Genomic DNA, 22,604 nt, shown 5'->3' on the forward strand with positions numbered 1-22,604 from the left:
GGGCTAAGCAGGCTGGCGGCCACCCACAATGGCGCGGCAGCGAATGTAGGGCCCGCCGGCATCCACCTTGGCTGGCTGGCCCTTGCCACAGTGGCCGGATCCGAGATCCCAAAGGAAATCTCGCGACACAGCATCCACCGACTGCAACACCTCAAAGGCATTGCCAGTGATGGTGACTCCCCGCAATAGCTCCGCCAGCTTGCCATTGCGAATGCGGTAGGCCCGCTCCACGCCAAACATGAACTCGCCCGTGGAGTCCGCTTGCCCGTTTCTGGCCCCATCCAGGAAGTAGCCGTCGGGAGTGCTGGCGATGATCTCCTCCAATGTCTGGGATCCCGGCTCGAGATAGGTGTTGCGCATGCGGATGAGTGGCTCGTCGGCGTACTCCCAGGCGCGGGCATTGCCGGTGGGCTCGACACCGAAGTGGGCGGCAGTCTCCCGGTTGTGCAGGTAGCTCACCAGGATGCCATTCTGGATGATGGTAGTGGTTTGAGTGGGAACACCTTCATCGTCCACGGGCAGCGTTCCCCCTGCCCCCGGCATAAATTCAGAACGGCCAGAGTCCTTGAGAGTAACCAGTTCGCTGGCCACCCGCTGCCCTAGCTTGCCAGCCGCCACCGAGCCCGCGAGGACGAAATCGGCCTCGACCGTGTGGCCAATGGCTTCATGCACCAGCAGTCCCACGATGGAAGGGGAGAGGATGACCGTGGCCCATCCCCCCTCAGCATAGCCTGCAGAGAGGAGATCGACGGCTGTGGCAGCCGCCTTCTCCGCCATCTGCAAGGGATCCGCCCGAAAAAGGCAATTCCACCCCCCCGTCACGCCAATGGACTCAGTACCGCTGCTTAGTTGGCCATCCGCCTCGGCCACCGCCTGGATCCGCAGCTCAGGGCGCACCAGCCGGAAGGCCACATCCGCCCCATCCGTAGTAACAATGGCTTTTTCCTCGTAGATCTCGTTGTAAGTGCAACTGGCGGAGGTGATGCGGGCGGAAGACTTGCGCGCCTGGGCTTCTGCTTCCAGAGCCAACTGGATCTTGGCCTCCAGGGGTTTGTTGACCACCTCCTCCACGCCGGGCTCGCAGAACTCCCCCTGGGCCAGGGATACGCTGGGCAAAGCCTTCAGCTTCTGCCTGCGGCAGTCGGCGCTGGCGCGGGCCGCTTGCTGGGCCTCGGAAATGGCCTTGCGAATGGCTGCGGGTGAGAGATCCCCGGTGGCGGCAAAGCCCCAGGTGCCGGCTTCTAGCACCCGCACCCCCACACCTGAGCGCCGTCGAACCGCTGTGCGCTCAATGCGCCCCTTTTCCGCCGTGACACTGCGAAAGACTTTGCTGTGGTAGCGCAGTTCCACAAAGCCAGAATAGTCTCGAAGGATGTCGCGCAGCAGATCTCGCATGGCAATGAGGCGGGAAGGCCGTACTCACTCCAGCATAGCTTTGTTTTCGCCTGAATCCTCCGCCAGCTGGGGCGGCTGCCACTTCAGCACCAAGGTTGAAAGAGGGGGCAGGCAGAGCTCAAGCGAGTAGGGCAGGTTGTGGTAGGGCCAGTCATCCGTCCACTTGCCCCCTAGGTTGCCAACCCCGCTGCCCCAGAACTCTACCGCGTCGCTGTTGAGCAGTTCCCGGTAAAACCCTCGCTGCGGCACGCCAATGCGGTAATTCGGCCAAACCACCGGCGTAAAGTTACAGACTACCACTAGCCACTCCCTGGGATCCTCCCCATATCGGATAAAGGAGATAATGCCCCGATGGTCGCTGCAGTCAATCCAGCGGAAGCCTTCTGGCTTGGTGTCTTGGGTGTAGAGAGCCGGTTGCGAGCGCAGCAGCTGGTTGAGAGTGGCTACGTAGTGGCGCAGCTTGGCGTGGGGCTCATACTGCAGCAGCTCCCAGTCTAGATCTGCCCAAACATTCCACTCGTTCCACTGGCCAAACTCCATGCTCATGAACAGGGTTTTCTTGCCAGGGTGAGTGAACATGTAGCCGTAGAGAGCCCGCAAGCTGGCGAACTTGTGCCACAGATCTCCTGGCATTTTGCCCAGCATGTGGCTTTTGCCGTGCACTACCTCATCGTGGGAAAAAGCCAGCATGTAATTTTCACTGAAGGCATACATGAGGCTGAAAGTCACTAGGTTGTGATGGAACTGGCGGAACCAGGGATCCATGCGAAAATAATTCAGCATGTCGTGCATCCAGCCCATGTTCCACTTGAGGTTAAAGCCCAGACCACCCACATGGGTTGGCCAGGTTACCATTGGCCAGGCAGTGGATTCCTCGGCAATGGAAAGAACGCCAGGGTAGTACTTGAAAATAAGGGTGTTGAGCTGGCGAAAAAAGTCGATGGCCTCCAGGTGTTCTCGCCCGCCGTAGCAGTTGGGGATCCATTCTTTGCGGTCGTAGTCCAGATAGAGCATTGAGGCCACCGCATCCACCCGAAGGCCGTCGATGTGGTATTTGTCAAACCAAAAGAGGGCATTGGCTATTAGATAGTTGCGCACCTCGTTGCGGCCGTAGTTGAAAACCAAAGTGCCCCAGCCCTTGTGCTCGCCCTTGCGGGGGTCGGCATATTCGTAGAGGTGGGTACCGTCAAAAAAGGCCAGCCCATGCCCATCTTTGGGGAAATGCCCCGGCACCCAATCGACAATGACGCCGATCCCTTCCTGGTGGGCGCGATCGACAAAGTACATGAAGTCTTGGGGCGAGCCGTAGCGGGAGGTTACCGCGTAGTAGCCAATAACCTGGTAGCCCCAGGAGCCGTCGAAGGGGTGCTCGGCCACGGGTAAGAGCTCGATGTGGGTAAAGCCCAGCTCCTTGACATAGGGGATCAATTTGTCCGCCAGCTCCCGGTAGGTAAGAAAGCGGGTGTTGGGCTTTTGCTCCACCGGCACCAGGTGCCCATCAGCGGGGGGGTCTTCCGTGGAAGCGTGCATCCAGGATCCCAAATGCACCTCGTACACCGAGATGGGCGAGCGCAGGGGGTCGGTGGCAGCCCGCTTTTCCAGCCACTCCTGGTCGTGCCAGGTATAGGTGTGGAGGTCGGCTACAATTGAGCCGGTTTTGGGTCGCACCTCCTGCTGAAAGCCATAGGGATCTGACTTTTCGTAGATATCCCCCCAGGCAGTTTTCACCTCGTACTTGTAGACGGCTCCTGGCCCAACACCAGGGATGAACACCGCCCAGATGCCGCTTTCGCCCAGCCGCTTCATCTGGTGTTGGCGGCCATCCCAGTGGTTGAAGTCGCCAATGACACTGACATTGCGGGCGTTGGGAGCCCAGACGGCAAAGTGGACTCCCTGAACCCCATCTACGCTGATGGGATGAGCGCCCAACTTCTCGTAGATGCGGTGGTGGTTGCCCTCGTTGAAGAGGTAGCGATCCAGCTCGCCGATGTGGTTGACCTTCTCCAGGGGAAAGCGATAGGGATCCTCCCACTCTTCCAAGTGCTGGCCCTCCGGATCCCAGACCCGCTGCGCCCGCAGAAAGTAGTCTGGAACCGGCGTGCCAGGCGCAAAGCACAGCTCAAACAACGTTTCTGGATGCAGCGGCTGCATGGGGTAGGCCTGCCCAGTGGCGCGTTCTACCAACCAAACCTGTTTGGCATTGGGCACCAGGGCCCGCACCAGCCAGAAGGACGTCTCCCCCTGCTCTATCTGCTGCGGCCCCAAAACAGCATAGGGATCCTGCCACTGGTTGGTGACGAACTGAAGCACTTGTTCGGCAGACAGGAGAAAGCCCATCGGCAAGCTTCAACAAAGCAACAATCTCAGTCTAGCGGTCGTCGGCTGCCGCTTTTGGCAGCTCGTGACATCCTCTCCCGCTAAGCCCTGACGGGCTGTAGACGGGAGCTTCCGAGAATCACTTCCCGGAGTTGCTGCTTCAACGGACTGGTAAACCAGGATCCTCCACAGCCAGAGAGCGGCAGTCCCACCGCCCTGAGTCCTCGCTTCAAAATCTCGATAGCAGCGTTCAAGTCTCTGTCCCACGACCCGCAACGGGGGCAATCATGCACCCGTTCCGACAAGGCCTTGGGAACACGCTCCTCACAAACACAACAATTTTGGGACGTACCACGGGGAGCCACTCTCAACACCTGTTTGCCGCGTTTGACCGCCACTGCTGTCAGAATGTCAAGAAATCGTCCCCAAGCCGCATCCAAAATCGATTTAGCCAACCGAGTTCGTGCCAGCCCTCGGACGTTGAGATCCTCCACCACCAACAGGTCGTATTGCCCCACCAGCCAGTGCGCCACTTGGTAGTGGAACGCTTTGCGTTGTCGGGCAACGTGCAACTGCAAACAAGCAACTTTCGTGGCTTGTCTCTTCCAGTTGGCGGATCCCTTCACTTTGCGGCTCAGTTGCCGCTGCTGTCGAGCCAAGTGCTTTTGAGCTTGGCGGTAGTGCCGCGGGATAGGCACCACCTCCCCATCGCTGGTGGTGAGAAACCTATCCAATCCCACATCAATGCCCACCGCCTTTTTGATCGGCACAGGCTCTGGGAGAGGAACGCTTTTGTCTTCCAAGCTGATGCAGACATACCACCCATCGGCCTTGCGCACCACTGTGCAGGTTTTGGGCACAAACCCCTCCGGCAAGGGGCGGTGCAGCACCACAGGCATCGAGCCAATCTTGCTCAGCCGCAGAGTCTCCCCTTCCAGATGCGCTCCCGCCTTGGGGCAATTGATGCGGGGGAATGTGAAGGATCTCAACTCCCCCGCTTTTTTGAAGCGAGGCCGCCCCCGCCGCTTGCCTGTGCTATCCGGCTCCCGCCACGCTTTCCACGCCTTGTCCAGCCGCATCAAGTTTTGCTGCAGCACCTCGGCGTAAATGCCCCGGTAGGCCGGGAACAGTTGCTTGATTTGTTTGAGGGATCCCGCCTGCCGATAATAATTCGGCTCCAGCGGAGCTTCTGACACAGGCAACGGACAAGAGACAAGACTGCAGCGGTCAATTGGGCAACGGGTTGCGGTCAGCCAATCCAGTCTCTGCCCCAGAGCGTCGTTCCACTGCCGCCGCAACAATTCCAGCCACTCGGTCATCAGAGCGGCTTGGTCGTCGCTGGGCAGGATCCGGTACTCGTGGGTGATAATCATGAGACGGTTCTAGCATTTAGCGCAATGAGCTACAACATAAGCCATCGTTCTGTTTACAGCCTACAAATCCACTTGGTGCTGGTGACAAAGTACCGTCGTCGGGTGATAACTGCTCCAATGTTGCAGAGGCTGGAAGATATATTTCGAGCGACCTGCCAAAAGTGGCGCAGTTCCTTGGTGGAGTTCAACGGTGAGGCGGATCATGTGCATCTGTTGGTGAGTTTTCCGCCGGATGTTCAGGTCTCGAAGCTGGTGAACAACCTGAAAACAGTCTCCAGCCGGTTGATTCGCAAAGAGTTCGCCACAGAGGTGGCACGGTTCTACAGCAAGCCTGTATTTTGGACAGGGACCTATTTTGTTGCCTCTTGTGGTGGGGTCACCGTTGAGGAGTTGAAGAAGTATGTCGAGCAGCAGGCAACGCCCAGATTGTGAGACTCAGGGGCATTGAACCCCTTCGTCTCACCGCCTATCCTCCAGCCCGCCAAGCTGCGCTGTGGAGGGAGTACCCCGGAGGTTCTCATGGATTCCAGAGCCATGGCAGTAGCAGCCAAACCTTTCTGCCCCCGGGAAAACCTGCTAGAGTTGGGAGGGGATAATTCCCCTCCTTGCCAGCGAGGTTGGTTGGCTTGTTCTATTTTTGGGGTTTTGGGGACTTATGGCTATCCTGCTGTCGAGCGAACCTATCCTGGCCGTGAGCATCTTCGGCATGGGCCTGCCAGAGCTGGCCGTGATTGGGATAATTGCAGTGGTCGTGTTCGGCCCCAAGAAGCTGCCGGAGTTGGGCAGCGCCTTCGGCAAAGCGTTGCGCAGCTTCAAGCAAGAGATGAACAACCCCAGCAGCGATGACGAGCCCACCGCCGGTGCCGATCGCGTCAGCGGGACGGAGTCCCTGAAGGTAGAAGCGGAGAAGGTGGTCGAGAAAGATGCCGCCTGAGGGCATCTGCACTGAAAAAATGGTGTCTTGGGTCGGCTCCTCGTTTTGTAGGAGATAGGTGCGAGTAAAAGCGGATACCGCAAGTTGCACGGCCGGCATCTGCACCAGCCGCAACAAAATGAAGTCGGCTTGCCGGTGAGCTGGATCCAGGGCTGATGTATATTTTTGAAAAAGCTACCGGCCTGGCGCTACCGCTTGACCCAAAGCCGGGCTGGACAGGCGCAGCAGATGGGGGGCTATGGCGGAGCCGACCGATTTCGAGCTGATGCGCCAGATCCAACTGCGGGATCGCCGCAGCCACTTTTTACTTAAGGATCGCTACCAAAAGCGCCTGCTGGAGATCGCGCTGTCCACTCTCAAGCAGCCTCACCAGGCCGAAGAGGTGGTGCGCCAGGTGTTTGAGTTCTGCTGGAAACATGCGGAGGCCTTTGACCTGCAGCGGGATCGCTCGGTGGCCCTGTGGCTTTACGAGTTGACGGCCTTTCAAGCCCAAGAACGCTTGCGGCGCTGGAGCTGGTTGCCCGCCCCTGCCTCCATCCGGGTCGCACCTCCTTGGTGGCCGCGGCGCCTCCTCTGGGGCAGCTTAGTAGGGTTAGGGATCTACGCAGTGGCCATAACAGCGGCCTACTGGCGGCTGCGCTGGCAGGGGGAGTCGGTAGCCATTCAACGGCTCTATCAGGAGTGGCAACGACAACCGCAGGTACGGCGAACCCTTCTGCGCGACCCCAGCTTCCGCAACCCCCTGTTGGTACAAGCTCTCTGGTCGCCCCGCGCCAAGCAGGTGTTGCTCTTGGCTTCAGAAATGCCCCCTGCCCCCCCGGGAACCACCTACCAACTGTGGCTGGAGTCGGCTGGGCAGCGCCTGGAAAGCGCCGGCACCTTCACCGTCAACGCCGAGGGATCCCTGCAATGGCTCAGCCAGCCCACCCATTCACAGCAGCCGACCCGCCTTTGGATTACCCTCGAACCGGCAGGCGGGAGCGAATCCCCCACTGGCGCCCCTCTGCTGCAGAGCAACTTCTGGATCCCTGCCTCTCAACCTGAGGAGAGCAAAGAGAACCTCTTAAACTAGCTTGAAATGACTCCTGAGACCCTGGAAGTTGCCCCGTCAGGTCAAGGGATTCATCCCCCCGTATACGGCGGGGAAGAGGGGGGCCTGCGCCGCCAAGGTTTCGGTCAACAACCGTTGCCATGACGGTAGTAGGATCAGGGGGCAGGCTTGCCGACGCCACACCAGGATTCGCCAGTATCTATCGGGAAATGGGTTGCGTTGGTTTCGCTTGGCCCTGCAGTTGCACGGATCGGTTGTGCCGGCAGTGCTGCCTCGCACCCTCATCTGTGGTCTCCTGGGAGTGCTGGTTTCCGTTCTCTACAAGCTGGGGTTGCCCATAGCGCTGTCCTCGTTGGTGGCGTTCGTGCCCAACATCGTTTTTGGCTTGATGCTGGTGTTTCGGACAAACACTGCCTACGAGCGGTTTTGGGAGGGGCGAAAAGCTTGGGGATGCGGGGTGAGCAACGTGCGCAACTTAGCCCGCTTGATTTGGGTAGCCATTGAAGAGAAGCAGCCAGACGATCGGGAAGAAAAAATCAAAATCCTCTATCTCCTGCCTGCTTTTGCCATCGCCATGAAGCAACATCTGCGCCAAGAATTTTTGCCAGATGAGCTTCAGACCCTCCTCAGCCCAGAGCAGTTGCAACGTCTTAAAAACCTCAACCATCCCTCCTTGCAAATTGCCTTTTGGATTGGAGACTACCTACAGCGCCAATACCAAAAAGGCCGCGTTGAAGTCTATCAGCTAACGATCATGGTGGAGCGGCTCAATAACATGGTCGATGTCCTGGGCGCCTGCGAGCGCATTCTCATGACCCCAACGCCCATGGCCTACGCCTTACATTTGAAGCAGTTGTTGCTGCTGTATTGTTTGTCTTTGCCTTTTCAGATGGTGGAGGGATTGGGCTGGATGACCGGCCCCATTGTCGGGCTGCTGGCCTTTATGCTGTTTGGCGTCGAGGAGATCGGCATTGAAATTGAGAACCCCTTTGGACGGGATCCGAACGACCTGCCCCTTGATGTGATTTGCAGTAGGATGAAGCAGAATATCGCTGATTTGATCCAGTCTGCCTAGAACAACCATGGGTTATCTCATAAACAAGCTTAGGTTTCCCTGGGGAAGGTAGTCCGGCTTTTTAAATTTTTCCAGTAACACCGGCTACGCAGCCGACAGCCGTACTTTTAGGCTTCTTCTGTGCCAGAGGGATCCCGCTTCTCCCCAGAATTGTTGGGTGGGGAGATTGGCCTGGGCAACTTTCTGGGATCTGGACGACAAGGGATCCCACCTCGGCGCCAGGAATGATACCTTGAACAAAGGCGTAGGATCTCGACCGGAGCGACAGCCATGCTGAAATGCACCACCCGCCACGTTCACATCTTTGCTGGCGAGGTGACCGCCGATAACCACTTTGTGCCTCGCGACGATCTGCTCACCCTCGATGTGGATCCCGACAACGAGCTGGTCTGGAACGATGCCGCCTTGCAGAAGGTCTATGCTCGTTTTGAGGAATTGGTAGAAGAGTACAGGGGCCGGGATCTGACTGAGTACAACCTGCGGCGCATCGGCTCTGACCTGGAACACTTCATTCGCTCTCTCCTCAAGCAAGGGGAAATTGCCTACAACCTGCAGGGGCGTACCCCCAACTACAGCATGGGCTTCCCCCAGATCCCTGCTGAAGAAATTGTCGGCCAGTACATCCCCAAAGGTTAGCCTCTCTTCCATCCCTGACTCTGGGCCTGCCAGCCCGCACGCCAATCGTTGACCTGTTATCGGAGTATCAGCCCATGTCTGGAGAACCTACCCCCGCCCAGGAAACCGCTGTCGAAAAGCCGGCCCGGGTTGAGGCCGCCAACCCTGCTCCCAAGGAGACTGACACTGCCCAAGCCTCGCCCAAAGCCGCAGCAAAAAAACCAGCCAAGGAAGAGAAGCCTTTCGAGCAACTCATTGCAGAAGATGTGATCCCGGCAACCATCGCCGCTTTTCAGAAACGCGGCGTCACCGATCTGCAACTGCGGCTGGAGGGCAAGACGCTGATTGGCTCGTTTGCCGGCGGCAAAAAGCAGTTTAGCGTCCTCTTTGCCGAGGGATCCCTCAATGGGCCCAAGTTCTTCCGCTGCGCTATTGAAGGATCCCCGGCCAGCACCATTGAGTCTTTTATGATCGACGAGCGTCGCGTCGATGTGCCCCTGTTCGTGTTCTATCTGCTGCAGCGCCTCTATGCCCAGCAGTGGTATTGAGCGATCCCAGGCAGATGCCTGAGCCGCCAGCCAAACCCGTAGGCAGCGCAGCCAGAGATTGAGCTAGCCACCTGTTAGGCAAGGAAGGGATCCCCGGACAGGGATCCCTTTTCGCTGAGGCGGGGGATGGGCTGTAGAAGCCAAAAGAGATTATCTTTTGTGAAGAAAAGTAAGGCGGTGCTACGGGAGAGCGCGAAATGTACATCGTGCAGATTGCGTCGGAATGTGCCCCGGTCATCAAGGCGGGGGGGCTGGGGGATGTGGTGTACGGCCTCAGCCGAGAGCTGGAAGTGCGGGGCCACTGTGTCGAGCTGGTTTTGCCCAAGTACGACACCATGCGCTACGACCAGATCTGGGGCTTGCACGACGCCTATCGCGACCTCTGGGTGCCCTGGTATGGGGGAGCTATTCACTGCTCGGTGTACTGCGGCTGGGTACATGGCCGCCTTTGCTTTTTTATTGAGCCCCACTCCGGCGACAACTTTTTTAATCGTGGCTGCTACTACGGCTGCCCGGACGACAACATGCGCTTTGCTTTTTTCAGCAAGGCGGCTCTGGAGTTTCTTCTCAAAAGCAATAAGCGCCCCGATATCATTCATTGTCACGATTGGCAGACAGGATTGGTGCCGGTGCTGCTCTTTGAGATTTACAAGTACCACGGCATGGAAAACCAGCGGGTATGCTACACCATCCACAACTTTAAACACCAAGGCTTTGGCGGCCCGGAAATCCTCTGGGCCACCGGCCTCAACCGGGAGCCCTATTACTTTCATTACGACCGCCTGCGAGATAACTTTAACCCCTTTGCCCTCAACTTTATGAAGGGCGGGATCGTCTTTTCCAACTTCGTGACCACCGTTTCCCCCACCCATGCCCTGGAAGCGCGATTTGGTAATTACAACTATGGACTGGGACACACTCTTTACTTGCACCAGCACAAGTTTCGCGGCGTCTTGAATGGCATCGACTACGATATTTGGAACCCTGAGATCGATCGCTTTATTCCTTTTCACTACACGGCGCAAACTTTGGAAAACAAGGCCAAAAACAAAAAAGCACTGCGGGATCAGCTATGGCTACAAGATGTTGATAAGCCCATTGTGGCCTATATTGGGCGGCTGGACGAGCAAAAAGGCGTGCATCTGGTGCATCATGCCATCTACCGCTCCCTGTTTAAAAATGCCCAATTCGTGCTGCTGGGATCCGCCACGGAGCCGGGGATCGGCGCCTGGTTTGCCCATGAGAAACGCTACCTCAACGACAACCCCGATGTTCACATCGAGCTGGGCTTCAACGAAGAACTTTCCCACCTCATCTATGCGGGGGCAGACATCCTTGTGGTGCCCAGCCACTACGAGCCCTGCGGCCTTACCCAGATGATCGGCCTCAAGTACGGCACGGTTCCGGTGGTGAGGGGCGTGGGCGGCCTGGTGGATACCGTTTTCGACCGCGATTACGACACTCGCAAATTGCCGGAGCAGCGCAATGGCTACGTGTTCTACCACACGGATCGCGCGGCTCTGGAGTCGGCGCTGGATCGGGCCATCGACCTGTGGTACACCGCTCCCGACCAGTTTCGCCAACTGCAAGTCCAGGGCATGAGCTACGACTACTCCTGGAACTACCCCGGCAAAGAATACCTGGAGATCTACGAGTTCATTCGCCACCGCTGAGCGATCCCCAGCGATCCCAGCCCTTGACCACAAGGGGGAAATGCTGGACGATAGGTAGCAATGCCGCTCTTAACCTTCCCTACAGATTTATTGCCGGGGAAGGGGAGCTTGCTCGGTTATCTTCTCCTACCTGAGGATCCCTGGCCGCTATGATGGGCTATCTCGCCTTGGTACTCCACGCACACCTGCCCTTTGTGCGCCACCCTGAGCAGGACTTCGTGCTGGAAGAAGAATGGCTCTACGAAGCCATCACCGAGACCTATGTCCCGCTGCTGCACATGTTCGAGGGGCTGCGGCGAGATGGCATCGACTTTCGCTTCACCATGTCCCTGACGCCGCCCTTGGTGTCGATGCTGCGGGATCCCTTGCTGCAGGAGCGCTACGACCACTACCTAACCAAGTTGGAAGAGCTGGCCCAACTGGAATACGACAAGAACGCCACCAACGGCCACATTCGCTACCTGGCCGAGCACTACATCAAGCAATTTGCCATGGTGCGCGATCTCTGGGAGCGCTACGACCGGGATCTGGTGCGGGCCTTCAAACAGTTTCAAGACAGCGGCAACCTGGAGATCATTACCTGCGCGGCTACCCACGGCTACCTGCCCTTGATGCAGATGTACCCGCAGGCGGTATGGGCCCAACTTATCGTGGCCTGCGAGCACTACAACGAACACTTTGGCCAATGGCCAAGAGGGATCTGGCTGCCGGAGTGCGCCTACTACCAGGGGCTGGAGCGGATGATCGCCGATGCCGGCCTGCGCTACATGATCACCGACGCCCACGGTTTGCTCTATGCCAAGCCGCGGCCCCGCTACGGCATGTACGCCCCCATCTTCACCGAGACTGGCGTTGCCGTCTTCGGTCGGGATCACGAGTCTTCGCAGCAGGTGTGGTCAGCGGAGGTGGGCTACCCTGGGGATCCCGTCTATCGCGAGTTCTACAAAGACCTGGGGTACGAGGCCGACTACGAGTACATCAAGCCCTACATCATGCCCAACGGCCAGCGGAAAAACACCGGCATCAAGTACCACCGCATCACGGGGCGCAACCTCGATCTGGGACAGAAGCAACTTTACGATCCCTACTGGGCCAGGGAGAAGGCGGCAGAACATGCGGGCAACTTCATGTTCAACCGCCAGCGGCAGATCGAGTATTTGTACAGCGTCATGGGGCGTCCGCCGCTGGTGGTGGCCCCTTATGATGCCGAGCTGTTCGGCCATTGGTGGTATGAGGGCCCCTGGTTTTTGGATTTCCTCATTCGCAAGAGCTACTTCGACCAAAATACCTATCGCATGACTCACCTGGCGGAGTACTTGCGGGAGAACCCCACCCACCAGGTGTGCAAACCTGCCCAGTCCAGTTGGGGGGCGCGCGGCTTCCACGAGTACTGGCTCAACCCCACCAACGCCTGGATCTACCCCCACCTGCACAAGGCTACCGAGCGGATGATCGAGCTGAGCCGCCGCGAGCCTGCCGATGACCTGGAGTGGCGGGCCCTGAACCAGGCGGCGCGGGAATTGCTCCTGGCCCAATCTTCCGACTGGGCCTTCATCATGCGCACGGGGACGATGGTTCCCTATGCGGTACGCCGCACCAAATCCCACCTGCTGCGCTTCAATCACCTCTACGAGAAGATCCAAGCCGGCCAGTTTCGGCGAGAAAAAGCCACCCCTGAAGACGAGCAGTGGCTGGCCAAGGTGGAATACATGGACAACATCTTCCCCAACCTCAACTACCGTGTCTACCGGCCCCTCTGACCATTGGGTAAGGCCGGAACCTTTTGGCAACTTCCACCCGCACCGCGTGGAAAAAAGAATTTCCGACTACTTGAGCCTCACTCCCCCCCTTCCTCTTGGACGATGGGCTGGGGTTGGTCGCAGCAGAGGCGCGCTCGGGAAGTGTTTTCTTCAATCGGGTTTGAAACGACTGCAGTTTGAAATAGCCATCATCGGCATCCCTGCGGACTTTCCGCTGCCGAGGGCGGGCCTTGTTGCGAAGGGATCCCAACTTCCCTGCCCTGATGGCCAGCCCTGCCGGTTCTAGAGCTTGGTGCCGCACTCGGCGCAGAACTTGTGCAGGCTGGGGTTTTTGGTGCCGCAATTGGGGCAGTAAATCAGCTCGGCGGCTTGCTCCAGTTGCCGCTTTTCCGGCAGGCCGATCATCTGGTAGTTGGCTTTGCCGGCGGGCACCATCGGGTAGCAGTTCTCGTCCCGCTTGACCACAAAATCGACCACCACCGGCCCCTCGTGGCGCAGCATCTCTTGGATGGCGTCGTCCACTTGATCGGGGTGATCGACGCGCATGCCCTTGACGCCAAAGGCTTCAGCCAGCTTGACGAAATCCGGCATGCCCGGAGTCATATCCGAGTGGGAGTAGCGCTCGCCGTGGAAAGCCTGCTGCCACTGCCGCACCATGCCCTGCCAGCCGTTGTTGATGATGGCCACCTTGGTGGCAATGCCGTACTGGGCCACCGTGCCCAGCTCCTGCATGTTCATCTGGAAGCTGGCGTCGCCGCTGATGCAGATCACCTCGGCGTGGGGCAGGGCCACTTTGACCCCCATGGCCGCCGGGAAACCGTAGCCCATGGTGCCCAGGCCAGAACTGGAGATCCACTGGCGCGGCCCGTTACGCAGAAACTGCGCCGCCCACATTTGGTGCTGACCGACATCGGTGGTGTAGTAGGCGTGGGGAGCATGGCGACGAAAGGCATCGATCACCTGCTGCGGGGCGATCACGCCCTCATAGCGGGGCACCTGCAGGGGGTAGTCCCGTTTCCAGCGCTCGATCCGCTCCAGCCAAGCCTGCGTCTGGCCAGGGGTGTGGGGCATTTTGCTCAGTTGCGCCAACAGCTCCACCAGGACGGTGCGCACATCTCCCACAATCGGCACGTCCGGAGTGCGGTTTTTGCCCACTTCTGCCGGGTCGATATCAATGTGGATAACCTTGGCGTGCTTGGCAAATTCGTCCAGCTTGCCGGTTACGCGGTCGTCAAAGCGGGCCCCCACGGCAATCAGCAGGTCGCACTCGGTAACGGCGAAGTTGGCGTAGGCGGTGCCGTGCATGCCCAGCATCCCCACCGAGAGGGGATCGTTCTCATCGAAGGCCCCTTTGCCCATGAGGGTGGTGGTCACCGGGATCTGATAGGTGTGGGCCAGCTCGGCAATCTCGGCATGGGCACCCGAGATGATGGCCCCGCCCCCCACGTAGAGCAGGGGCCGCTTGGCCTGCAGGATCAGCTTGGCCGCCGCGTGGATCTGGCGAGGGTTGCCCCGCACCGTGGGCCGGTAGCCGGGGATATTGACCTCGCTGACCGGCTGGTAGTCGAACTCTTCCAGGCCCACATCTTTGGGGATGTCGATCAACACTGGACCGGGTCGCCCCGTGCTGGCGATGTGGAAGGCCTCGGCCACAATCCGGGCCATCTGCCGGGGGTCGCGCACCACGTAGGAGTGTTTGACAATGGGCAGGGTGATGCCAAAAATGTCAGTCTCCTGAAAGCCATCAGTACCAATCAAATGGCGGGGCACCTGGCCAGTAATGGCCACCAGAGGCACGGAGTCCATTATGGCGTTGGCGATGCCTGTCACCAAATTGGTTGCCCCCGGCCCCGAGGTGGCAAAGCACACCCCCACCTTGCCGGTAGCGCGGGCGTAGCCATCGGCAGCATGGGCAGCGGCCTGTTCGTGGCGGACTAGGAAATGTTTGAGTAGCCCTTGGGATTCGGCCTTGTACAGCTCGTCGTAGATGGGCAAGATCGCTCCTCCTGGATAGCCGAAAATGTGCTGCACCCCATGTCGATGCAGGCTATCCACCAGTGCATAGGCCCCTGTTGCCACGATATCTTCTCCCCACTGAAGACGACCGAGCGCTCAACCTGAAGGGTTTGAGCTAGAAGACCAGCCAGCTATTGGCCGGCTTTTTAGGTTGTGTATTTAATTCAACAGTCTAGCAGGGGTTTGCTCCGCAGGGTTGAGATTTGCCTGGGGGGTGGCAACCGGTTTTTTCCTTCACCCTGCTTTTGCCTTGGAGAGCCCTTTAAGGCTGAGCTGTCGCATCCCCAGCAGAGGTGGCTCTAGATGAGAAGGGATCCGCTGCCCTGGGGATCCTGCGCTGCAAAACCTGCCCAGGCCGACGTGAGACCATCCGGTTCTCAGAGGGTTGAACCTGAAATTGATGGCATCCTCCCCTCAATATTTATTGAGGGGATTATTGCCCCTCGAGCTCCCCTACTTCTCTAAAACCTGCTGTTATCTATCTAGGTTTGATGATTGCGATGCTGGTCGGCAACCCGCTGGCTGGCCTCAAGACCGGCCCAGAGCCGGTTTTTGCCCAGTCTTCTGTCTCAGCAATCGATGAAGAAACTATTGGATTGCTCGCTTAGTTGTTCCCGCTGCTTCCGTTGAAGAAGTCGAACTGGAGCGGGAGAATGGGCGCTGGGTTTGGAAGGTGGGGTTTGCCAACGACATTGAGGTCAAAATCGATGGCAGAGCCGGGAAAATTCTAGACATCGATGATGACTGGTAGTTGGGCTGCTGCAAGAGCCCAAGAGAGGGCTGACGAGTTCTATCGGATCCTCGAGCGGCTGCTGCGCAGGATGAGCCATGCCAATTCCAAGGCCGGCCCCAGCACTCGCCAGGCGCGAAAGCAAAGCAGCAGGGATCCCTGTCCGTGCCAGCCGGTGTGGGCGAAGGTCAAGCGCAGGTGGCAAGCCAGCGAGGGGGGGAGGGTTGCCAAAAGCCCTAGGCACTGCCCCGTCAAGGCCGGGTCGGCAAAGCCGATTTCCAGGCCGCCTCGCCAGGACTGGATCTGGATCCCCTCGGCCAACCGCCTCAGAAGGGGCCAGAAGCGAGGCCAGTCGGCAAAGGAGAGACGGCAGCCCACCCAGGCTGGCCAATGCCCGCGAACGTATAGGGACCCGCAGCGCCATTCCCAACCCCGACGGCTGCCCCGCAGAGCCAAGCCCCTCCACCCGCGCCATTCCCCAACCCAGGCGAGGGGGCCCTGCCAAGGCTTGCGGTAGCGCAGCAGGAGCTGTTGTGGCCAGAACAAAAACAGCCCCAACCCCGTGACCAGCAACAGCCCTGCCAGGCGCTGGATGACCTCAGGCCAGCCCATAGCGAGCCAGAAAACGGGGCAAATCGACCACCTGACAGGTATAGGATCCCTGCATGACCAAGCGCCCCTGCTGCGTGATCTTCACCTGAAATTCAATGCGCCTTCCCACCGCTTGCACAACCTCAACCTGAACGTGTAGAGGATCCCCGACCACGGCTGCCGAGCAGTGTTCCAGGGCAAAGCGGATCCCGACGACGGCTTCTTCCCCCTCGTAGAAGGGCTGCAAGGTGTTGTGGCCGCACCGCTCGATCAGCGCCAACAGCGCCGGGGATCCGATCACCCTCACGCCGGGGTTGCCCAGGGCCTCTGCCGTTTGCTCGGGGCCGGGGATCCCTTGCCAGGTGCCGCGGGTGCCGAGAGGAACAGGTTTCACGGTCTGGGAGCCCCAACAGGCGAGGGTGGGCATTTAGCGGGATGCAGTCCTGGACTGCCACAGGCGCCAGCCCTGCCCAAGCAAGAGGCAGAGAACCAGGATCCCGACGAGAACCACCAGCACCAGGGCCCGCTCCAGGCGGGTGGCATAGAACCCCGTCACCGTCCAGTTGCGGCTGAGGTTGGAGCCCAAAATGGCAAGCATAGCCAGGCCCAAAGCTTGGGTCCCTGTCCAAGGTGCCCTTCCCCTTTCTTGGTTTAGGGCTATGGGCTGCAGCGCTGCCAAGATCAAGGCGGTGATCAAGGCTGCCAGCAAGAAGGCCGCCTGCGGCTGGGCGTGGACGAAATAGCCCACCCCCAGCGGCAGGAGCAGGCTGGCCAGCGTCAGGCCGATCCCCGTCGGCAGCGGCCTGTCTTGCCCGTACACCCAGTGGACAAGCGCTGCCAGCCCCATGCTCGCCATGCCCAGGTACAGCGCCGCCGCCACATAGGGCTGGGTGAGGTCGATCCCGGCCACCTGCAGGTTGAACTGGTGCAGCAGGTTTTGCAGCAGGGGTTGGGCCGACAAAAACAGGGCGGCCATTGCCCCCCAGCGGCTGGGAAAAGCCAGACACCCCAGCCCCAGCAGCGCCGCCCCGTAGGATCCCCCCAGCCGCAGCGCCAGCAGCGCCCCACCGCCTACCAGCGTCAGGCTCACACAGGCCCGCCAGAGCAAGGCCTCTTTCCCCTCGGGTGCCGGGATCCCGCCCTCCAAAGCCAGCAGAGCCCACGAGAGCAGCACCCCCGCCCCGTACAGCAGCGCCCAAAAGGGATCCTGGTACAGCCCGTTGCGCACCAGGGCCAAAGCCAGCGCCGTCGCCACCAGCCATCCCACACCGTGCCCCAGGGCCGACAGCAGCCGGTTGGAGCCCACCTCGCTGTCGCGCGAGGACTCCGTCCCGCTGGCGGGAACGGGGAGGATCAGCAGGGGCAGCGTGCCCGCCACCAGGCTGAGGGCAGCCAGCCCCACCGGCAGCAGCACCGACCAAGGGAGATCTTGGGGGGAGCCCATCTCCAGCAGGCGGGATCCCCAGGTCAAGGCGGCGATGCCGCTCCAGCCCTGGCCCAGACCCATCAGCACAGACAGCATCTCCGCCTCGGCCAAGCAGCCCAGCAACGGGATCCCCACCAAGCCCATCCCCAGGCCGCAGCCCCACAGCAGCAGAGAAAAAGCAGCTCCCGCCTCAGATTCCTCGAAAGCACCGCGGGCTAGGCCCCACACGCTGGCCAAGCTGAGCAGCAGCACCGCCAGCCCCTGCCCGGCCCGCCCGCAGCCGCTCAAGCCCAGCAGACCCAACCCCACCAGTCCCCCCAGCAACACCGCTAGCGGGATCGGCTCCGACAACTGTCCCAGCCCTGCCCCCAGCGCCGCCAAGGCTGCCAAGCCCAGCCCCACTGCCGGCTGCCAACGGCGAAGGGATCCCCAGCGGCGATAGCGAATCGCTTCCAACAGCAAAACCACCAAGCCAATTGCAGCCCCAATCGCCAGCGCTCCGCTTACCATCTCCCCCTCCTGACCAACCCTTCCTCAACTATCGCCGATCTTGGTCTGGCCATCGAAGGACTCCGTCCCGCTGGCGCAAACGGCAAAAGGGTTGACAGAAACTTGGTGCCTTATCCCCCAGCCGGGGAAGGGCAATGCCCCAAGCCGCCGAGGCGGTGGCAAAGATAAGCTGGAAAAGAGCAGCGAGCGGGCGTTCATGTCTTCCGAGCATTACAAGTTCGACCTCTTCTTGCGTTACCACCGGGCCCAGGCCCGTTGGGCGCGGCAGTTGGCGGAGCGGCTGGATCGGGAGGGCTTCAAGGTCTGGTTTGACCGCTGGATGCTACAGCCAGGAGACGACCGCCGGCTGGAGCTGCAACTGGCCATCGAACAGTGCCGCTGGGTCGGGGTGGTGGCCTCGCCGGAGTTTGTCGCCAATCCCTGGCCCAGAGATGAGCTCTACAGCGGCTTCTCCCACGCCCCGCCCCGGCAGAACCAGCGCCTGCTGACGCTGCTGCACACGCCCGCCGAGCTGCCCCGCCCCCTGGCAGAAGCGCCGCTGCTGGACTTTAGCGGCTCCGATGAGGATCCGGTGCTGTTCGAGTACCGGGCCCGGGAGCTGATGCACTTTTTGGATCCCAGCTTTCCCGCCCCCGGGGATCTGCAGCGATTTCGGCTGCAATACCGTCGCCGCGAGGAACTCCCTGAAGATGAGGAGGTGCGGGGGTTCCAGGCCTTTTTGCGGGCCATTCAAATGGCCATCCTGCGCATTGCCACCGGCGAAATGCCCTCTGCCACGCCGGAGGAAGGAGCACGCAAGATTGCCATTTTGCAATTTATTCAGCGGCTGTTTCAGTGGAACAGCGCCGACATTCAATTTGAGCGGGCCGAGGAGTGGCGCAAGCGGGGCAACCTGAGCGAGGCGCTGGCCGCCTACGACCGTGCCTTGAACATGGATCCCAACTTTGCCCTGGCCTGGAGCCGGCGCGGCGATGTGCTGGTGCAGTTGGCCCGCTACCGCGAGGCGGTGGACAGCTACAACGGATCCCTGAGCATCAACCCCTACGACGAGGAGACGCGGCTGCGCCTGGCCCTGATTTTGGGGCGCCTGGGCCAGTACAAAGCGGCGGTGGTCAACTACGACAAGGTGCTGGAGAGCAACCCCGAAGATGCCTTGGCCTGGCACAATCGCGGCATTCGCCTCATGCAACTGAAGCGGCCCAAGCTGGCCCTCAACAGCCTGAACAAGGCGCTGCGCTACAACCCCCAACAGCCCCGCACCTGGCTGGCGCGTGGGATCGTGCTGCGGCGGCTGCGGCGGCCCAGCTCGGCGGCGGCCAGCTTTGCCCGCGTCCTGAAGCTCAACCCCAGAAGTGGCCGGGTCTGGCGCTACCAAGGCAATGCCCTGTTCCACTGCCAGCGGCTGCGCTCGGCCATCGAGTGTTACAAGCGCTCGCTGCGGCTGCGCCGCCGGGATCCCATTACGCTCCACAACCTAGGGGTGGCTCTGCTGCGCCTGGGGCAGTATCGGCTGGCCAGCAAGGCCCTGGAACGTGCTCTGCGCTACGACGCCGACAACCCCAAAAGCTGGTATGCCCGCGGCGTGGCCTTCCAGAAATTGGGCTACCTGAGGGAGGCTTGCATTCACTTCGAGGAAGCCCTGAAAATCCGGCCAGAGGACTTCCCGGCTCGCTACGCCCTGGCGGTGGCCCAGCAGGAGCTGGGGCAATACGAAGCCAGCCTGGAGCAGTTCCGGCGCCTGGTGCAACAGCGTCCCGGCAGCTTTGCCTGCTGGTTTGGCCAGATCACCAGCCTGCGGCGCTTGGGCCGGTTGGAAGAAGCCCTTGCTGCCGCCCAACAGATGACCCGCCTCAACGAACGGGATCCCTGGGGCTGGTTTGCCTTAGGGCTAGTGTATGGCGACCTGAAAGAGGCAGAAAAAGCGGTGGAGGCCTACTCGCGGGTTTTGCAGCTCACCCCAGAAGACGCGGTGGCCCTCAACAACCGCGCCTGGGAGGCCCTGAAGCTGGGGAAATTGGAGCTGGCTCTAGCCGACGCCCAACGGGCCACAGAACTGGAGCCGCAGCGGCCCGCCTTCTGGCATACCTTGGCGCTAATCCAACTACAGGCCGGCCAGCGGGAGGCGGCCCAGGCCAGTTTGCAGCGCTGCCTGGAACTGGATCCCCAGTTTCAGCCGGCCCAAGCTGCTCTGCAGGAGCTGAACCGCGCCGGCTCCAGCTCGCCGACACCGTTGCCGGGCAACTTTGCCGAGAGCCCTGCTGCTGACGCGCCGGCAGGAACGGCGCTGCCAGAACTGAAAACCCTCACCCCTCAAGAGGAGCCGCAACCGGTAGACCGTAGGCCCCTACCGGATCCCTCCGCTTAGCCCTTGTCTTGTGCCAATCCCCACAACGCCCTGACTGGATTTATGCCCAGGGACAGCTTGCCTCCCTGCCTGACAAAACTCCACCGGCTCAGGGCTATGTAGACCATCCGCGAACTGAAGCGCGGAAGCAGGCTACTGAGCAGGGGGAGAACCTCAGCCTTAGCAATATACAAACTGTGCTGTTCAGAGGGGCCGTCAGCTCTCCCCCGTTCACAGCAAGGGCAGGCCGCGCAGTCGTCGCAGTTGGTTGATATGGGCTGGGCAATCACACCCGAACAGGGCAATGGCGGCGTTGCTCTCTTCGAGGGTGAACTCCAAGAAAAGATGCTCCGCCGCCTCGACCTCAGCTTCAGATGGGTTGGGATCCCCTATCTCTGGCCAAGGGAGCGGGTGCCGCCACGGCAAAGAACGAGAGCGGACAACACTCAGATCAAATTGAGGCACCTCCAGAGCAGAAGCCCAAGCCATAGGAGCAGGCGACAGCAGCAACGCCCACAGAGCCGGTGTAGCCCACCTAGCCCAACGCCAATAGAAATGAGGGATCCCTGCCATCAATCTGACCAACTCACCGTAGCGGTAGTGTACCACTGGTTTTGGCTTCTGTCAGGAAAGAGAAACTCCATCAGCCGAAATGACCGTAAAGTGGTTGAGCTTACAGCCTGTTAAGGACTCAAGGGGTACAATAGCAGCACTTAGCAAACCAACTTTGGAAGGAGGATGGATTGATCAGTAGTAAAGAAGTCTTCACTATCTGCTCCATGCTATATTTCCCAATTCTGCAAAGCTGCCGAATAAAATGCTTCAACACCGACCACATCATCTCAATGGGATTCAACTCCGGCGCATACACAGGTAGGTATAGGATTCGTGCTCCTGTCCCCCTAATCAATTCCTCAACTTCCCGACTCTTGTGGATATTTAAATCCTTCCTCGCATCTAGCTTCGGACATAGCTCGCTTCTCAAAAACTCCAAAAAATCTCCTTTCTTCATCCCACCCTTGATGACACGACAGCCAACTACACCTCTCAAGGAAATAGCTCCAATAACCGTATACTTTTCACCCTTGTATCTCTGACGATAATGATAAGCCCTTTGACCACGTAAACTCCGAGATACTCTCCGCTCCATTCCCTCCCAGACTCCCGTCTGGTCGATGGCAATCAAATCCTCCGCTGGAATATTCCTGACTTCTTGACTATAAGCTAGTCGTTCCCTTTGCACCTCCTCTTCTTTGACTTTTGCACTGCGGTAGGTCTTTTTTTTAAAGTCATTCCTTGCTTTTTCAAGAAATTATGTATCGTGACGATGCTTACATTGATTCCTAAGCGCTCGCGCAACAGTTCTTGATACTGCCACAGGTAGAAGTCTGGGTGTTCTGTAATAATTGCGATCACTTCCTGCCGATGTTGTTCCAAAATGCCCACTCGCTTGGTGCCTGCTTTCTTAGGGGCTAAATCTTGAGTTTGTTGGTACTGACGCACCCAGCGGTGTACTGTTCTTTTGGTAACCATGAAGCGTTTAGCTACCTGGCGGATGGAGGTGCTACCTGCCTGGTAGGCTGCTACAACTCTTTGCCGCAAATCCAAAGAATGAGTCGGCATTCCTTTCTCTCCTTCCTCTTGAATACTTGTACCCTATTTTAAATTAAAAGGCTGTACCTAATTTATGGTGAAAAACCCGACGGGTGGAAACCCTCTGGAAAGCGTGTCAAGCGGGGCCTGTACCAAACGGCAAAGGGGTGGTTGGTTAACGCTGAGGCAAATGCTGTCGCCAACCTGCTTAAGAAAGTCAGCAGAACCTTGGAGCTTTGCGTGAAGGAACTGTCTAGAGGCGCTTTGACAACGCCGTTACGGGTTCTTTTGTGGACTGCGTAAGAATCCCCCGCCTTCAGGCGGTGGGAGTGTTAAATCCAGCTACAATTGCTGTGTAAAGCCCCGCTTTAGGATCAACGCCGCTGGCAATGGCAAAGGCAAGCGCTAGCGGCAAAGCCACCACTGCTGTGGTCAAGCCGCCCATAAGGTCGCCGCGCCAGCGCGCCAAAAGCTTTTTCCACCCTTGGCCTGCGTCATCCGTAGCCACAGTTGGCTGACTCACCACAGCTACTCGAACACTCCTCAGTTGCCGATAAGTCCTTTCAAAGGGTAACACAGTGTTTACAAATGTGTATACGGACTCAATGGCACCGGGGAAGGTGTAGCGTCGCTGAGTGCCTCAGCGGCAGTTGA

The 22,604-nt window shown here is 59.4% G+C and carries 19 protein-coding genes and 1 pseudogene; 10 read left to right on the forward strand and 10 right to left on the reverse strand.

Translation table 11 applies throughout. The features are described from left to right. Positions 1-3 precede the first annotated feature (3 nt). The 3 genes from CYA_RS09725 to CYA_RS09735 all read right to left on the reverse strand — a co-directional run bounded on the left by CYA_RS09725 (position 4) and on the right by CYA_RS09735 (position 5,084). Positions 4-1,395, reverse strand: a complete 1,392-nt coding sequence (locus CYA_RS09725; protein WP_011430875.1) for a TldD/PmbA family protein — start codon at positions 1,393-1,395, stop codon at positions 4-6. Positions 1,396-1,419: 24 nt separating this feature from the next. Continuing rightward, complete coding sequence (gene glgB / locus CYA_RS09730; RefSeq protein ID WP_011430876.1) at positions 1,420-3,732, reverse strand: 1,4-alpha-glucan branching protein GlgB; 2,313 nt, start codon at positions 3,730-3,732, stop codon at positions 1,420-1,422. Between the two features lie 80 nt (positions 3,733-3,812). Then, a complete protein-coding gene (locus tag CYA_RS09735) occupies positions 3,813-5,084 on the reverse strand; it encodes an RNA-guided endonuclease InsQ/TnpB family protein (RefSeq protein ID WP_011430877.1) in 1,272 nt (423 codons plus the stop codon). On the opposite strand from CYA_RS09735, the gene tnpA reads away from it, so the two are divergent. From tnpA to CYA_RS09775, 8 genes are all read left to right on the forward strand, one after another. Beyond that, entirely contained in the window at positions 5,040-5,516 is a 477-nt protein-coding gene (gene tnpA, locus CYA_RS09740) for an IS200/IS605 family transposase (RefSeq protein ID WP_011430878.1), read from the forward strand. The genes CYA_RS09735 and tnpA overlap by 45 nt on opposite strands. Before the next feature lie 223 nt (positions 5,517-5,739). Further along, a complete protein-coding gene (tatA, locus tag CYA_RS09745; RefSeq protein WP_011430879.1) occupies positions 5,740-6,018 on the forward strand; it encodes a twin-arginine translocase TatA/TatE family subunit in 279 nt (92 codons plus the stop codon). Between the two features lie 238 nt (positions 6,019-6,256). Then, on the forward strand, positions 6,257-7,090 hold the full coding sequence (locus CYA_RS09750) for an anti-sigma factor domain-containing protein (protein ID WP_011430880.1): 834 nt from the start codon (positions 6,257-6,259) through the stop codon (positions 7,088-7,090). Positions 7,091-7,283: 193 nt separating this feature from the next. Beyond that, positions 7,284-8,144 (forward strand): bestrophin family protein, encoded by an 861-nt coding sequence (locus CYA_RS09755; RefSeq protein ID WP_228375270.1) that lies wholly within the window; start codon positions 7,284-7,286, stop codon positions 8,142-8,144. A 270-nt stretch (positions 8,145-8,414) separates the two neighbouring features. Next, positions 8,415-8,780 carry an NAD(P)H-quinone oxidoreductase subunit M gene (locus CYA_RS09760; RefSeq protein ID WP_011430883.1) on the forward strand — a complete coding sequence of 122 codons (366 nt, stop codon included), beginning with the start codon at positions 8,415-8,417 and terminating at the stop codon, positions 8,778-8,780. A gap of 74 nt (positions 8,781-8,854) precedes the next feature. Continuing rightward, positions 8,855-9,307, forward strand: a complete 453-nt coding sequence (locus tag CYA_RS09765) for a DUF2996 domain-containing protein (protein WP_011430884.1) — start codon at positions 8,855-8,857, stop codon at positions 9,305-9,307. Between the two features lie 197 nt (positions 9,308-9,504). Beyond that, on the forward strand, positions 9,505-10,980 hold the full coding sequence (gene glgA / locus CYA_RS09770; protein WP_011430885.1) for a glycogen synthase GlgA: 1,476 nt from the start codon (positions 9,505-9,507) through the stop codon (positions 10,978-10,980). A 152-nt stretch (positions 10,981-11,132) separates the two neighbouring features. Next, the gene (locus tag CYA_RS09775; RefSeq protein WP_011430886.1) at positions 11,133-12,740 is read left to right on the forward strand and encodes a glycoside hydrolase family 57 protein; all 1,608 of its coding nucleotides are present in this window, start codon (positions 11,133-11,135) and stop codon (positions 12,738-12,740) included. 282 nt (positions 12,741-13,022) lie between these two features. Here the strand turns inward: CYA_RS09775 and ilvB are convergent, their stop codons facing one another. Then, positions 13,023-14,819, reverse strand: coding sequence for a biosynthetic-type acetolactate synthase large subunit (gene ilvB / locus CYA_RS09780; RefSeq protein ID WP_011430887.1), 1,797 nt, complete (start codon positions 14,817-14,819; stop codon positions 13,023-13,025). Between the two features lie 532 nt (positions 14,820-15,351). Here ilvB and CYA_RS15750 point away from each other — a divergent pair. After that, positions 15,352-15,507 carry a PepSY domain-containing protein gene (locus tag CYA_RS15750; protein WP_346426067.1) on the forward strand — a complete coding sequence of 52 codons (156 nt, stop codon included), beginning with the start codon at positions 15,352-15,354 and terminating at the stop codon, positions 15,505-15,507. A 39-nt stretch (positions 15,508-15,546) separates the two neighbouring features. Here the strand turns inward: CYA_RS15750 and CYA_RS09785 are convergent, their stop codons facing one another. From CYA_RS09785 to CYA_RS09795, 3 genes are read right to left on the reverse strand one after another with little or no spacing between them, the layout of a single operon-like run. Next, the gene (locus tag CYA_RS09785; RefSeq protein WP_011430890.1) at positions 15,547-16,098 is read right to left on the reverse strand and encodes a hypothetical protein; all 552 of its coding nucleotides are present in this window, start codon (positions 16,096-16,098) and stop codon (positions 15,547-15,549) included. Further along, positions 16,085-16,471 (reverse strand): thioesterase family protein, encoded by a 387-nt coding sequence (locus CYA_RS09790; protein WP_099813344.1) that lies wholly within the window; start codon positions 16,469-16,471, stop codon positions 16,085-16,087. Before CYA_RS09790 ends, CYA_RS09785 begins: the two co-directional genes overlap by 14 nt. Before the next feature lie 33 nt (positions 16,472-16,504). Beyond that, positions 16,505-18,013 carry a hypothetical protein gene (locus CYA_RS09795; RefSeq protein WP_011430892.1) on the reverse strand — a complete coding sequence of 503 codons (1,509 nt, stop codon included), beginning with the start codon at positions 18,011-18,013 and terminating at the stop codon, positions 16,505-16,507. A 196-nt stretch (positions 18,014-18,209) separates the two neighbouring features. Here CYA_RS09795 and CYA_RS09800 point away from each other — a divergent pair, with 196 nt between their 5' ends. Continuing rightward, positions 18,210-20,378: a toll/interleukin-1 receptor domain-containing protein gene (locus CYA_RS09800; RefSeq protein ID WP_041438461.1), complete on the forward strand. Its 2,169-nt coding sequence runs from the start codon at positions 18,210-18,212 to the stop codon at positions 20,376-20,378. 210 nt (positions 20,379-20,588) lie between these two features. Here CYA_RS09800 and CYA_RS09805 read toward each other — a convergent pair whose 3' ends face one another. From CYA_RS09805 to CYA_RS15375, 3 genes and pseudogenes are all read right to left on the reverse strand, one after another. After that, positions 20,589-20,846, reverse strand: a complete 258-nt coding sequence (locus tag CYA_RS09805; protein ID WP_049749773.1) for a hypothetical protein — start codon at positions 20,844-20,846, stop codon at positions 20,589-20,591. Positions 20,847-21,048: 202 nt separating this feature from the next. Beyond that, positions 21,049-21,980 (reverse strand): IS630 family transposase gene (locus tag CYA_RS14450; protein ID WP_148203202.1). Its coding sequence is split into 2 segments (ribosomal slippage): positions 21,049-21,644 and positions 21,644-21,980, totalling 933 coding nucleotides; the frame shifts between segments, so codons are not numbered across the junction. 304 nt (positions 21,981-22,284) lie between these two features. Beyond that, positions 22,285-22,395 (reverse strand): annotated as a pseudogene (locus tag CYA_RS15375) (SulP family inorganic anion transporter); the annotation flags it as partial. Positions 22,396-22,604: the final 209 nt, after the last annotated feature.

The sequence above is a fragment of the Synechococcus sp. JA-3-3Ab genome (genome assembly GCF_000013205.1).
Classification (GTDB): Bacteria; Cyanobacteriota; Cyanobacteriia; order Thermostichales; family Thermostichaceae; genus Thermostichus.

Bases quoted from the DNA above. Each gene is read 5' to 3' on its own strand.
- CYA_RS09725 (WP_011430875.1), bottom strand. From the start codon at position 1,395: ATGCGAGATCTGCTGCGCGACATCCTTCGAGACTATTCTGGCTTTGTG.
- glgB (WP_011430876.1), bottom strand. From the start codon at position 3,732: ATGGGCTTTCTCCTGTCTGCCGAACAAGTGCTTCAGTTCGTCACCAAC.
- CYA_RS09735 (WP_011430877.1), bottom strand. From the start codon at position 5,084: ATGATTATCACCCACGAGTACCGGATCCTGCCCAGCGACGACCAAGCC.
- tatA (WP_011430879.1), top strand. From the start codon at position 5,740: ATGGCTATCCTGCTGTCGAGCGAACCTATCCTGGCCGTGAGCATCTTC.
- CYA_RS09750 (WP_011430880.1), top strand. From the start codon at position 6,257: ATGGCGGAGCCGACCGATTTCGAGCTGATGCGCCAGATCCAACTGCGG.
- CYA_RS09760 (WP_011430883.1), top strand. From the start codon at position 8,415: ATGCTGAAATGCACCACCCGCCACGTTCACATCTTTGCTGGCGAGGTG.
- CYA_RS09765 (WP_011430884.1), top strand. From the start codon at position 8,855: ATGTCTGGAGAACCTACCCCCGCCCAGGAAACCGCTGTCGAAAAGCCG.
- glgA (WP_011430885.1), top strand. From the start codon at position 9,505: ATGTACATCGTGCAGATTGCGTCGGAATGTGCCCCGGTCATCAAGGCG.
- CYA_RS09775 (WP_011430886.1), top strand. From the start codon at position 11,133: ATGGGCTATCTCGCCTTGGTACTCCACGCACACCTGCCCTTTGTGCGC.
- CYA_RS09785 (WP_011430890.1), bottom strand. From the start codon at position 16,098: ATGGGCTGGCCTGAGGTCATCCAGCGCCTGGCAGGGCTGTTGCTGGTC.
- CYA_RS09795 (WP_011430892.1), bottom strand. From the start codon at position 18,013: ATGGTAAGCGGAGCGCTGGCGATTGGGGCTGCAATTGGCTTGGTGGTT.
- CYA_RS09800 (WP_041438461.1), top strand. From the start codon at position 18,210: ATGTCTTCCGAGCATTACAAGTTCGACCTCTTCTTGCGTTACCACCGG.
- CYA_RS09805 (WP_049749773.1), bottom strand. From the start codon at position 20,846: ATGGCTTGGGCTTCTGCTCTGGAGGTGCCTCAATTTGATCTGAGTGTT.